Annotated in this window: 7 protein-coding genes; all 7 read right to left on the bottom strand. The window is 59.4% G+C overall.

Features of this window, described 5'->3' with window-relative positions:
• Positions 1 to 7: 7 nt before the first annotated feature.
• The 7 genes from H6A25_RS01950 to H6A25_RS01920 all read right to left on the bottom strand — a co-directional run bounded on the left by H6A25_RS01950 (position 8) and on the right by H6A25_RS01920 (position 13,376).
• Entirely contained in the window at positions 8 to 1,417 is a 1,410-nt protein-coding gene (locus H6A25_RS01950) for a hypothetical protein (RefSeq protein WP_204750331.1), read from the bottom strand.
• Between the two features lie 29 nt (positions 1,418 to 1,446).
• On the bottom strand, positions 1,447 to 4,152 hold the full coding sequence (locus tag H6A25_RS01945; protein WP_204750330.1) for a HAMP domain-containing protein: 2,706 nt from the start codon (positions 4,150 to 4,152) through the stop codon (positions 1,447 to 1,449).
• Positions 4,153 to 4,178: 26 nt separating this feature from the next.
• The gene (locus tag H6A25_RS01940; protein ID WP_204750329.1) at positions 4,179 to 5,318 is read right to left on the bottom strand and encodes a hypothetical protein; all 1,140 of its coding nucleotides are present in this window, start codon (positions 5,316 to 5,318) and stop codon (positions 4,179 to 4,181) included.
• A 64-nt stretch (positions 5,319 to 5,382) separates the two neighbouring features.
• Positions 5,383 to 7,149, bottom strand: coding sequence for an Ig-like domain-containing protein (locus tag H6A25_RS01935; RefSeq protein ID WP_204750328.1), 1,767 nt, complete (start codon positions 7,147 to 7,149; stop codon positions 5,383 to 5,385).
• A complete protein-coding gene (locus tag H6A25_RS01930) occupies positions 7,130 to 8,290 on the bottom strand; it encodes a phage tail protein (protein WP_204750327.1) in 1,161 nt (386 codons plus the stop codon). Before H6A25_RS01930 ends, H6A25_RS01935 begins: the two co-directional genes overlap by 20 nt.
• A 21-nt stretch (positions 8,291 to 8,311) precedes the next feature.
• Positions 8,312 to 10,372: a baseplate J/gp47 family protein gene (locus tag H6A25_RS01925; RefSeq protein WP_204750326.1), complete on the bottom strand. Its 2,061-nt coding sequence runs from the start codon at positions 10,370 to 10,372 to the stop codon at positions 8,312 to 8,314.
• A 4-nt stretch (positions 10,373 to 10,376) separates the two neighbouring features.
• On the bottom strand, positions 10,377 to 13,376 hold the full coding sequence (locus tag H6A25_RS01920) for a hypothetical protein (protein ID WP_204750325.1): 3,000 nt from the start codon (positions 13,374 to 13,376) through the stop codon (positions 10,377 to 10,379).
• Positions 13,377 to 13,398 lie beyond the last annotated feature (22 nt).

The following is a 13,398-nucleotide window of genomic DNA, read 5'->3' as shown; positions in this document are numbered from 1 at the left end:
GCCTCCTTTAATAGCCGCCGCATTCCACAGCGGCAATCTGATCCTGGGCGTTATAGTACACTTTGATGTAATAATTGCTCATCAGGTATTTGTCCACCCGTCCCTTCTCCGGCACAGAAAGGGACAGCTGGGATACGGCCTGGATGCGCTCTTGGGTCAGGTTCCCCGTCAGGGTGGTAAACCGTGTCCCCAGCAGGCTTTCCAGCTCTTCTTCGGTGGAAGCCGGGGTGATGCCCAAAAATCCCTGGTTTGCGTCCATGAGCACGAAACGGCAGACCAATGTGCCGTCTCCGCCGTCGGCGCAGAGGAAACTGGCCTCCAGATTCAGATAAGACAGCAAAGTATATCCTCCGGCCTGGGTCTGATACCCCGGCGCCCCAAAGGCGGCGGTGATCTCTTCGGTCCCTTTGCCCAGGTAGCTCATATAGTTGACCCCGTCGTCCACAAACTCCCCGGAGTACACCGCAGAACCCACCTGGTCATAAACGGTGCCTGCCCCCTGGCGGGAGCCCTGGACGAACTGACCCTGGTAAAGGATGCTGCCCTTTTCGTCATACAAGGTGCCTTCTCCCTCGTAAAGCCCCTGGGAGAAATTCCCCTGGTAGACCAGCACGCCCCCTACATAGGCGCTGCCCTGGCCCTCAAAGACCCCGGCGGCAAACTGGCCCCGGTAGGCTATCGTCTCTCCGTCTTCTTCATAGAGGACGCCGTTGCCCTCCCGGACTCCGCCGGCAAAGTCCCCCTGATAGACCATTTTATGGGTTTCCGGGCTGTACTCCATGCCGGTGCCTTCAAAAAGGCCCTGAAGAAAATCCCCCTGATAGATCAGGTTTCCCGCCTCGTCATACAGCCGCCCTTCCCCTTCATAGAGGTTTTGGGCAAAGCCCCCTTCATAGCGGAGGACGCCGTCCGCATAGAGCTTGCCGGAGCCTTCATAGGCCCCCGACTGGAAATCCCCTTCATAGACCAGCTGGCCTTGGTTGTCATACTGGAGGGCGTAGCCGGTGAGCTGGCCCTGCTCCACATCTCCCAGATAGATCAGCTGACCCACCTGGTTTTCGATTTTGGCCTTGCCGGTATAACCGGCCATTTTGCCGCTGTTCAGCGTCATGGTGGGAGTCCACAGCCGCCCTTCCATCCAGGGATACACAAAGGCAGAAAACACCGTGCAGACGGCCACGATCCCTGTGACGCTCAGCCCCAAAAACCGTTTGGAGAGGTAGATGCTGCCAAAACGCACATAGTCGGCTTTGCTGGCCGGCGGGCGGGTCATGGCCTTCACCTGGGCGCGCACATAGGTATTGAGATAGACCATGGGCTTTGAGGCCAGCTTGAGAAGCCGGGTGATCTTTTTGGAGATATTGTTGATCTGCCGGCCCACGATCTTGGATATTTGGCTGAAAAGGTTGAAGTTCATCTGCCGTCTCCTCTTGTATCACACCCGGATCAGTTCTGTCGGGCCGTGCCCTCCTGGCTGTGGGTGTCGCAAAGCATCAGGTAATACATGGCCACCTGATCCCGCTGGTTTGTCTGCAAAACACTGGCAAAGTGTTTCCGTGCTTCAAAATACCGCTTCTGCTGGTAATCGTGGATACCTTTTTCAAACTCTTCTCTCGTGATGAGGTGGAGTTTCTTTTCATAGGTATCCATGCCGTCCAGGAACTCATACAGGCTCTCCCGTCCCCAGTCTCCGGCGCCGATCTCCCGGCAGCTGAAATAGGAATCTTCTCCGATGCCCTCCACGCCCCGGCGGGTGATGATATACCGGGTGCCGATCTCGTCCATCAGGCTGTTGAGGGCGTAGATATCCATAATGGTTTTGGAAATGGCGGTAATGGTCTGGCGCTTCTGGTTGCCGGCCACACCCACCAGGGTCCTGTCCCGGGAAATGAGGATCTTCAGCTCCACCGGCCGCTCCTCCCGGGCCATGATCTCCTTGAGGGAAATGGCGGTGTTCAAAGCGTCCCGCGTCTGGCCTGGGAACAAGGCCAGCATGCCCGCCCCATCAAACCGCTGGATGATGCCGTGGTTGATGTCCACCACATCAAAGATCCGGTCGTAATTTTCGTTCATCAGGGCAAAGTAATCCTCATTGCCCATCTGCTCCCCCGGTGTGCCGAAGGTGACATAAAGAAGGCTCATGTCCTGCACCTGCTGGTCCCGCAGCTGCAAATCGGTAACCTTGGTCTTGCCCAGCAGCTGGAACAGCTCCCGAGGGGTGAATTTGATGTATTCGTTGTTGAGCAGCACCATATTGGAAATGTACTGGCTCAGTTTTTCGGTCATCTGGTTGAAGCTGATGCCGATCTGGGCCAGCTCATCCCGGGAGGTGATTTTGGCCTTGACCCGCCAGTTTCCCCCGCCGATGGCGGCGATGCACCGGCTCAGCTCCTTGAGGGGCCGGAAAGCCCCGATGAGCACCGCCAGCAGCCACAGCAGGCAGCAGAGCACGGCGCCGGCCAGCACGAGAACGGCCGGCAGATTGCTTCTGGCCCACAGAGGAAGTGCGGAATCCTTTTCCGCCCGGGTCTCCACCAGACCCCAGACCGCTCCGTCCTCTCCCCGCAAGGGGACAACATAGCTTTCATAGTTTTGGGTGCCCTGAGTGGTTTCCACAGAGCCGCCGTCCTGTTCCGCCAGCTTTTCCACCTGCTCCAGATCCGGTCCGGTCAGTTCCCTGTTCAGCGGAGCCAGGTAACTGGCTGAGGAAAAGCCCTCTGTGCCCAAGGAAAACAGGCCGTAGAAACTGCCGTCCTCCTGGCCGTAAAGCCGCAGGCCCATATTTTGGAGGCCGGAAACAATTTGTGCTCCCTGGAATGCCTCTTCCAGACTTTCTTCCAAAGAAGCTCTTTGAACCCCATTCAAGCGGGAGGGCAAAGCCTCCGGTTCCTGCCCCTCCAGGCTCTGAACGGCAAAGCGGGCCGCCGTCCCCAGACTGTTTTGCAGGTTTTCCCGGCATTGCTGCCGGTAAAGGGTGAGCATCCCGCCCAAAAGCAGGGCGGTGACCAGCACCAGCGCCGGAAGGAACTGAAGCAAAATCCGGCTGACCAGCCGGGAGGCTCCCAGCAGCCGGAAAACGCTCCACCAGATTGCCGCGGCCAAGGCCCCGGCGGCCAGTGCGCACAGCAGGGTCTTTCCAACCCGCAGCAGATCCCAGCCCTCATGGATACCCTCCACCGCCACCGCTTCTTTGCCGAAACGCAGCCACACTGGGTCTTTTCCGTCGATGGTGACGCCGCAGAAATCCCCTGCTCCCACATACCGGGCTTCCTGGAGCTGATCAAAGGCGATGTCCAGCCGGGCATTCACCGTGTCCTCACCGCTGTAAAGCCGCTGTGCTGTGAGGGATTGCGGGTCCAGCTGATAGAGAGCACCGGTGCTGCGGCTGACATAGTAAACCAGGTCCTCCTCATCGGCCGATACCTGACCGGCCAAAAGAGTGCTTTCCGCCAACACCCGGGGTTCTTCTTCCTCAGGACCGATGGCATAAAGCCCGCCCCCCTGGGCGGAGTAGATCAGCGTACCGTCGGAAAGGGCGGCAAAGTCCTCCGGCACCAAAGCCTGCTCCTCGTCCCCTTCTTCTGTTGTCTCCAAAAAGAAGCTGGACAGGGTCTCCGGGGATGCATCCCCATAGGGCTGGACTTTCAGGATGTCATAGCGGCCCTGATCTTCGCAGATGGCCAGAAGGGTGTCCCCCTGCATCTGGAGTTTGCGGAAATAACTCTGGGTGCTCAGGCCGGAAAGGGCGGTTTTGTCCACCGTCACCACTGCCGCCTGGATGGTTCCGTCGCTTCCCCAGGAAACCACCTCTTCCAGAGAAATCACTTCCTGCCGCTTTCCCTCGCCATCCACCAGCACCTCATAGTGCTCCCTTGCGAGATACAGGGTACCGCTGTCGTCTGCCACCATATCCCCATAGCGGATAAAGCGGCCTTCTTCATCCTGCTGGGGCAGCTGATATTCTCCCAGCAGCTCCCCGGAAGAGGAAACCCGCCACATCTTGCCGTCCTCCCTCAGCAGGGAGAGCTGGCCCTTGCCGTCGATGGCATAGGCATCCCAGGATAGCTGGGGAACCTTGCCGCTTTCCAGGGCAAACAGAATCCCGGCCAGGATGGCCAAAACCAGGATCACACTTCTTTTCATCCATTTCATAACGCTCTTCTCCTACCGCCGGGCCGTCAATCTTCCAGGTACTGGGCCAGCTGATCCTTCATAGGCAGCCGCAGAACGGTGCCGGCCTGAGGCTCTCTCCCGGTGTCCAGGCCATTATAGCTGGCGGCTGCGGGGGCATATCCGGCAGCGCCATAATAGCTTTCACAGATAGAATCCCAGGTGTCCCCAGGCGCCACAATATAATCCTCCGAGGTCAGCAGTTCCTCCGGCTCAGGCAGGGACGCAAAGGCCACTTTTTCCTCTTCCGGGGGCCGGGTGGGATCCTGAAGCTGAATGCTTCCTTCTTCCTCCTGGCCCTCTCCATAGGAAACCAGACCGATCTGGGTGATGGGTTCCCCGGCCGCTTCTTCTCCTCCCGTGAGAGAGGTAATAAAGTAGACCACAAGGCAGAAAAACAGCACCACCATCCCCAGCCAGGAAACCTGGGCCAGCCGCCTTTTGTTTTCCTGGAAAAAAGCCTTGGCCCTGGGGATGAGTCCGTTTTGTCCCAGACCGTCCCGGGCCTTTTCCAGATCCCGGATCAGGGGCGGCAGGCCGTCATACAGCCCGGCCTCACACATTTTGCAGATGTCCCGCAGCGCCTTATGGTAAGGATTTTTCAGCTCCCGGCGGAGCATAAATTCCATCAGAGCCGCCGTCTCCTTCCAGCGGGAGCACCCCACATTCCCGGTGAAAAACTCCGGGTGGAACTGGTAAAGCAAGCGCACATTTTCTTCCTGATCCAGCAGAATGTTCTCCGGCTGGAGCAAGGCGCACTGCACACTCTCCGGCAAACCGGCGCCGCCGGTGTGAACCCGGAACAATGCCCTGATCAGAATGCCCAGCCGCTTTTCGGTGTTTCCCGGACAGTCCCGGAAACTCTCCGCCAGGGACCGGCCTTCGTAGTAGCGGAAGATGGCATAAAAATCCTGTCCCGCACTGAACAGATCCACAAAATCCGACCGTTCCTCCCGGCGGGTGAAGGCGGCATAAAGCTGGCTGAAAAAGGCTCGGGTCTCTTCCCCATGAGGCACCCGGTTGGAGAGCAAAAGCTCCTTTTCCCCCGGGCGGCTGACCACCTGGGCCGTCAGATACAGGGTATCGGTGAGCGTGCCCAGTGTCTGATACAGGGTGGACTGGGTGTTTGCTTGTTTTTCCTCTGCCATTGTGCCGCCTCCTTATTCCAAAATTTTCGCAGCTTCTCATTCCCCCTTCGGGGAATCGGGCTTTTTACAGTTTGCGCACCACCACATAGGCGCTGGCCTGGTGCTGGCCATACTTGGCGCTCTGGGCCCGGATCTCAAAGACCCCTTCGGTGGCCGGTGCGGTGTAAAGACCGTTGCGGTCGATGCTGCCGCCGTTCTTCTCGGCCACCGACCAGGTCACCTCCTGGCTGGCACTGCCTTCCACCATGGCGGTAAAGCGCACCTGCTGCAAAGGCTCCACATCCACCGTATTGGGTGTAATGCTCACCTGCACGTCCCCCACCAGGTCTTCCTTCTCCTGGTTTTCTTCTTCGTCTTTCCAGGCCCACCAACGCAGGCGGATGTTCTGCTGGCTGGTCTTTTCCATCAGCCGCAGCCCCAGCTGCAAGGTGCCCTTTTTCACATTGACCATGGCCCCCAGGGCACAGGCCGGAGCTCCCAGGGAAAATTCCTCCCCGCCGAAGACCCCATCGCCAAAGATCAGGTTGTCTCCCTTGCTCCCCTGGCTTCCGGTCTCCACGGCCACCATGGCCCGCACCCGCCCGGCTCCCAGGCCGTGGATGAACTCATGGGAATAATAGGTCCGTCCTGCCTTGGGCGCCACACCCAAAGCCACATTTTCCACACCCTGGGCCATTTTTTTGGCAGGCGCCTGGTTTTTTTCTGTTTTTTCCCTCATGGAATCCTGCTGGGCTTTTCTCTCGCCGTTATGATCCTCCCGATGGCCTCCCAGCTTTTGCAGAAGGCTCATCAGCTGGGTGTTGGGAAGATGCTGGGAGAAGGGATTCTGCACCACTTTCTCGATGAAAAAGGCGCTTTGTCCGGCCACGATATGGAACTTGGCCAGGTAGATCTCCTGATCCTCCCGGGGCGTGAGCAGCTCGTCAAAATGGCGGGTGTAGTAATTTTCCATCACCACTTCCCCCAGATCCCGGCGGGTGACTTCCACCGGCTGGCTCACCTCCTGGGAAAGCCCCGGCGCTTCCTTGCTGCCCAGGCGGAGAGAAAAGCTCTCCTTGGGCACCTTCACCGAAGTGTAATCGTCCTTCACCGGGCCGCAGTCCATGGTATAGGGCAGGGTCACTTCCTTGTGGGTGGTCACCTCGGTCTCGGTGTATTCCACCCGCACCCGATTTTCCCCCTTGGGCGAGCGGAACAGGTCGCTTTCGATGTCAAAGGAAAAATGCACCGGCGCCGACACATCCCGCTTTTCAAAGAGCACCCGCAAAGCAAACTGGTGATCGGTGTTGGCATAACGGGGCACCTCCAGCCGGATGCGCACGCCGTCCTCGTCATAAAGGGTGATCAGGTCATAAAGCACACTGTCCACACCCAACATCTGCCGGTTGGGCTCCTTTGTGGTGAGGAACAGTTCATAGCCTTCCCGCACCCGGTTGTACTGCCGGCCGGCCTCTGTGTTTTCCCCGCTGCCTGCCACCGAGAAGGTGCCTTCGCACTCTTCTTCCTGGTAGCGGATGCCCAGGTACACATCCCCGCTTTGCTGGATCTGATCAAAGCCCTGGATGGCGCTGATGCGCTTGACGCAGGGATCCTGCACCAGGATCTCCCGGCCCAGATAGTCCAGCGCCATACCCGCCTCCAGGGAAAAGGTCTGGTTGTCCACCAGCAGCACCCCCAGCCCGGCCACGATACCGGCCCCATGGAGCAGGCGGTTGCCCAGGCGGCGCTTGTTGTTCATATAGGTCTGCTCGTCCTGGAAATCCCGGACGGTCATCAGCTTGCCGTAAAAATAATGGTTGCGCTCGCCGGAGCTATATTGCAGATTGTTCATTCGTCCTTCCTCCCGTCGCCGATTGAGCCAGATAGGGTGCGCTGGGCACAGCGCCGCCGTCCAGCACCAGGCCTCTGCTTCTGCCCAGGATGGAATTTATCCCCAGATAGCAGTGCTGGCCAAGAATCAATTCATCGTTCATAAACACCAGATTGCACACAGCATCCACCGGTTTGAAGCTCTGGATGATCTGATAGAGCCTGGCATATTCCTCCGGGCCGCCGGCCTTGCCTGGCATAAGCACCGTAAAGGTATGCCGTCTTTTGCCGTAAAGCCGCTCCAGAGCCTCCTGGTCCTGCCTCCAGATGGGCTGGGACGCCGGTTCAAACTGCTCCACAATCCGGGGGGCATAACCGGTATAAAGCTCCACCACCTGCTCCAGTGCCCGCCGGGTGCCCTTGATCCGGTAGAGCCCCGCCGCCTGTTTGAGAAGGCTGCGCAGCTTGCCTTCCGGCCACAGCCCCTGCTGGGGCACCGCCAGCATCTCCCCCAAAAACCGGAGGAACTCCGGTGAGGTGACCGCCGCATCGCATCGGGCGGGCATCTGGTCGATGTCCTCTTCCAGGTCCACATAGATGGACTGGAACAGGCTGAGAAACCGGGCCAGAAAGGAATCCCGGCTGTCCGCTCCCCGGTAGACCTGGGGCAGATAGTCGATAAAGGCAATGCGGGGAAACTCCAGCTTGACGCTGTGCACCTGTACGGCCTCCCCGTCGTAACTGTGGAAAAAAAGGCAGAACCACAGATAGCGGCCTTGCAGTCCATAGAGTGTCAGATCCTGAGGGTCATCCCAGCTTTTTTGCCCATAGCGGCGGAAAAACTCTTCCCGGGCCTTTCCATCCGCCTTTTCCAGCCAGTCATCCAGCTTCTGACGGCTCTCGCCCGGGAAAGGGGCGGTATCCTCATCGCTGCAATAGACAAAAAGCTCCAGCCGGGCGTTGTCCGGCAATGTGCTTTCCAGCCGCAGCCGGTGCCACACCGTGCCCTTTTCCAGGGTATCCAGGCTGCGGGATATGTAGGTTCCTTCCCCTGCATTTTCCAGACACAAACCTCCATCTCCGGCGGAAAGGCCCTGGATAAAGCCCATGTCCTCCCAGTCCTCCCGACGGTTATAGAGAAAATGTTTGGTTCCCGATGCCACGGTCCCACCTCCTTTTTCCCCTTACAAGCTGCCGGTGAAGCTCAGCTCGAAGCGGGTGATATGATAAATGCTGTTGGGGGGCGCCAGAATGTCGTCGGCGGTGGTCTTCTGGATGTATTCTCCCACCGGCTCCACGCTCAGGCTTTCGATCCGCTCCACGCAGTCCAGCAGATCCACAGCACAATAAAGCTCCCCAAAGCTGAATACGCTGCCAAAATTCTGATTGAGATCCCGCACGAATTGCTCCATTCGGCGGCGCACCTGTCCGGGAGCATCCTGGCCATAAGGGGCGGCGGCCAGGCGGCCCCGCACCACCAGCTCCACCCGCCGGGGCCACACCACATGGATCTGGGTGGTGAGCAGCCGGTGCCGGTCCATCACCCGGCGGATGTTCTCTTCGTAGGAGGGAAGAGCTTGCTCTCTGGCCCGACCTGCCCCCTGCACCACCAAAGTGATCCGCCGGTCCTCCGGCCCTGCAAAGCCGGTGAGCACCCGGCTGTTTTCCACAATCAGACCGGGGATTTTTTGGAGAAGGGCCTGGTAATCCGCTTCCGTCACCGCCCGCTCTCCCGAGCGGAGGGCTTCTTCGGCCCGCGCCAGGGTCTCTTCCAGTTTTTCTCCGTCCTCTCCCCCGGAAGCCGGGAGAATCTGGCGCACCGTCAGCGCCGCCAACGCAGGAGAAAAAGCATCCAGCTTCCGGATCTGTCCGGCCTTGATGTTCCCTTCCTTGCCCCGACTCACCCGGCACCGTCCCAGCAGAATGTTTCCCTCGCCTTTGGGAGGCATGACTCCTTGGACATGGTCGCCAAACTGAAGAATCCCTTCTTCCGCATCCATGACGAAATGCCGGTCCCGGGGGCCGGAGGAATAAAAGTCCTCCCGCTTTTCCCACTGGGTGAAAACGGCTTTTTCTCCCCTTCCCCGGCCGATGAGCAGATTCAGGTCCAAAATGCCCTTTTTCACCAGGGGAAACTCCAGCCGCTGATGGGAAAAACCGGTGCCGCTTCCCAGCGTCACCCCTTGGGGCTCGTCCAGGCCGTAGGAGATCACCATGGTCTCCCCGCCGCCTTCCTGCTGGGGCCGGATCACTTGCTTTCCATCCTGCTCTTCCAAGGAGAAGCCGGTTTCCTGCCAGCCCTCTTCCCCATTGACAAAGACCCGATGGCGGCCAAAAAGCCCCAAATGGCTTTCCATCACCGCCGGGCCATGGAACACATCCTGGCGCACCAGGGTGTCCTGCTGAAAGACCTCCACCACATTGAAGCGGATGTCCCGCACTTGAGGCGGCAGATCGTAGCCGTCCTGCAAAAGCCGCACCCGCAGGGCAAAGCCCTGCTCTTCCAGGGGAATCATCTCCCCATCATGGCACAGGCTCAGAAGGCCGGAAAAGAGGAAGCCATGGGTATCGTCCCGCACCACTTCCGCCGCTTTCCACCCGTCTCCGGTATAAACCTCCCAGGAGAGCCGGGCCAGGGGCACAAAGCCGTCCCCTTCCTGCACCGGCGTGCGGCGGGGGTCCTCCTGAAGGGAAACATACAGGGAAAACACCCAGCCCGAAGGAATGGGATCTGTGAAAAAAAGCTCCATTTCCTCCCGGGGCTCCCGGGCCGGTTCGGCTCCCAGACCGGGGAAAATGGGAAACAACCGCCCCTGTCCCAGCTGTCCGGCTTCCACTTGCTCCGCCCGCTCTCCGCTGCGGAACACCACGCTTTTCAGCCGGCTTGCCAGAGCGGCGGCAGGGGTCCTGTTTTCAAACACCAGCTCCCCGGCCCGCCACTTGCTTTCTTCCGGGATAGGGAGGTCTGTTTCGGCCCCGGAGACCTCCACCAATGTACGGGCGCATCGCACCGGGCGGGATTCCATGCCCAGAAGCTCCAGAAAACGCCGCTTGCTTTCGGGAAAGATCACCGACATATATTGATGCTGCATGGCCTTGAGCCAGGCCAGCAGATCCACCAGGGTCATGCCCGGATCGGCGGCCTGAAGATTGTTCCAGGAGGTGTCGTGACGGGCGATCTCCTTGACGGCGGCCTCCACAATGTCCTCAAAGGTCTCACTGTTGAGTTTTTCCAGTTTGAGCACGCCCTCACCTCCCCTGTTCTGCGGTCAGATTGATTTCCGGTTCGCCACACACCGGCACAATAAAGCCATCCTGACGCAGGCGGTCAAATTCCACCGCCTGCCGTCCGTCCTGGGTGATCATATAAGTAAACAGATGCAATCCCCGGATCCATTTGATGTTGGGAATGGTTTTGATGCTGTTGTAAATCAGCTCCCGGCTGGGGATCTGGCCGATCTCCCAGCCCTGGCCCCCGAAGTTGCCGGTGATGGGATCGAGAAATTCCTCCAGCCTGCGGCGGATGGCCTGGTGGGTCTCATGGTAACAGTCATAATCGGGGATGACAGCATCCACCGTCACATAAACCTCCACATACCGCACCTCAAAGAAATCCACCTGACCGCCCCCGGCCAGCAGTAGGGATGCCTTTTCCTCCAGCATCTGCCGGGCCCGGCGAACCAGGGCATCGAAGAACTCCCCGCCCCGGCCAAAGGTCCGGGGCAGCACTGCCACCGCCAGCTTTCCTTCTGCCGGGTTTCCATACCGGTCCACATGGGCGGCGCATTTCACCCGGCAGATATTCCGGTTGCTGGCCAGCACGGCCCGCTCCAGATCTTCCAGCGTCACCAGCCGGTCCATTTCCAGCACCTCGCCGGTGCGGCGATGGGCGGCCTGGCCGATGGTCTCCATGGGAGAGCCGCCGCTGATGGGCTTGTGGTTGGTCACCCCAGCCACTCCCGCCGGGCGGGACAAAAAGCCAATAATCCCCCCTTGCGGGATGTTGCCGTGGTGGCCATCGCAGCGGGTGTGCTCCACCAGGATGCTCTCTTCCCCACTTTCCGGTGGAATCCGGCCATGGCGTCCGTCCCCAAAGACCACATCCCCCTGGGAATAGTCCACCATATAGACCCGCTCTTCCCCGCCGCACCCTTCCAGGCGGTCCACTTCCCGCCAGGGCACCCAGATCTGTTCCACCGTGCCTTCGGCGCTGCGCTGCACCAGCACATCCGGGGTTTGCAGCAGCTGCTCTTCTTCCTTTACCGAAAGGGAACCATGTTCATTGACCCAAACCCTGGTTTCCCACAGATTGGGCACATTCAAAGAACACCGCTTGTTCTTTTCCCCCCGGCCGATGTAGAAATAGGCCCGGCTGCCCCGCTCCCGCTGGATCACCGGCACGGTATTGGGCCACACAGCCCGCAGCACCGGATTTTTCCCTTTTTTCTTTTCGTCATAGCGGCCATCCACATCCACGAGGCGGACAAAATACCCTTCCCGGCCGAAAAACCGGGCTTTGGCAAAGTCCTTTTTGCCCACCAGAGTCACCATGCCGCTGCGGGTGAGGTTTTCGGTCTGATCCATCACTTCGATGCTTTTCCATCCCGGCTCCCCATTGACGGTGATACCGTAATACTCCCACCGGAGAGGGGGCGGGGCGGGAAAGAGCCCTTCGTCCACATCCCAGAAGAGGCGCAAAGGCCCGCCGGTGAGGGGATTAGTAAAGCACACATACATGGCCGCTGTGGGGCAAAGTCCCGCCGTCACCAAAGGCGTCTGGCCGCTGTGGGGCAGCTCGACCAGATTGCGCTCCACATTGCTCTCCACCAGCACCTCTTTCCCTTCCTGCCAGTCCTGGTACCGATAGCCGATCTCCATATGGCGCACAAAGGGGACGATGTAATGGCCCTTGGTGGAAAACAGATAAGAGAGCTTGTCGATACGGGCCCGGATGAACAGCCCCTCCGCAGCCCCTACCAGCAGGCTTTCCATGTCCGGGGGACAGCGGAAGGTGAGCCGCTTGATCCGCACGCCGGTCTGATCCGGGGTGAAGAAATCCTCTTCCTCCCCCAGGGGAAAGAGCCGGGCCCAGCCCAAGCCGTTCCAATATTCCCACACCACCCGCTCGATGCGCACATCCCGCTCCCGGGAGCCTTCAAAATCCTCCCGGGTCATGACGCTGCGGTAGCGGATGGGATCGGGCTCATAGGCCTGCTCAATGAGCACTTTGTAATATTCCAGGGCAAAGTCCACCGTGATGACGGCCCCGGCCTTGGAAAAAGCCTCCCGGCTGGAAAACTGAAAGGCGGTGAAGATGCTCAGCCCATCGCCAAAGGGGGAGAAATTCTCCTGTGGCAGTTGGTTTCCCTCCCAGGACAGAGCGTCGGGAGCCAGCCCCTCTCCCCAGCCCTTCCAGGCGCTGTGGGTAAAGGAGACCCCTCCATCGGGAATCTGTTTCAGGCGGCAGCGAAGAAGCCCCATGGCCTGCTGCCCCTCCACTTCCACCGGATGGCTTCCCCGGCTTCCTTCCAGCCCGATGCCCTCTTCTGTGAGAAAAACCCGGTCAAAGGGTTCCCAGCCATCCTGGGTATGGTATTCCCATTGAGCCATATCCTCATTGGAAAACACCTCTGTCAGCTGACGGCGCTGCTTTTCCGAAAGGGCGTGATGGAGACGCATCATAAAATGGGTACGGTCTTTGGTATAAAAGGCCCGGTCATCCCGGAACACCAGGATGTGCTGCTGCAGCTGGGGATACCCTTCCAGGTCAAAAAGCCGCACCGGCTCTCCCGGCTTCTGCCGGTCATAGGCCATGACGATGGTGTCCTTCCGGGCACTGGTGAAAAAGATGCTGTCCACCTGGGTGTCCAGTGCAGTCATGCCCTGAGTAGTCTCGTAAAAGACCCGGCCGGCATCGGTGTCGGCGGCGGCATACACCACTGTGCCCTGGGGCAGATAGACCTCTCCCCCCTCCGGGAGCACTTCCACCGTCACCATCCCCTCCGCCGGGGCCGGAGGCAGAAGCCGGGTACCCAGCAAGTTGAGGAAGGACAGAAAATGGTTGTACATGATCCGGTTGTATTTACTGATAGTATTTTCCATCATGGCAGCATAAACATGGGCCAGAACCATGCCGGCATCCGGGTGTTCCTCATCCCATCGCCACTCAGGCACATAACTCCGGGCCAGAGCTTTCAGCTGGTCCATGATATCCCGGCGATCCCGCCCATCCAGCTTGGGTGTCTGCATTGTCCTTCCTCCTTCCTGTATG

Origin of the sequence: Intestinimonas butyriciproducens (genome assembly GCF_016901775.1) — a bacterium.
GTDB lineage: Bacteria > Bacillota > Clostridia > Oscillospirales > Butyricicoccaceae > Pseudobutyricicoccus.
Note: the sequence above shows the minus strand (reverse complement) of the source record. Positions and strands in the feature narration are given on the sequence as shown.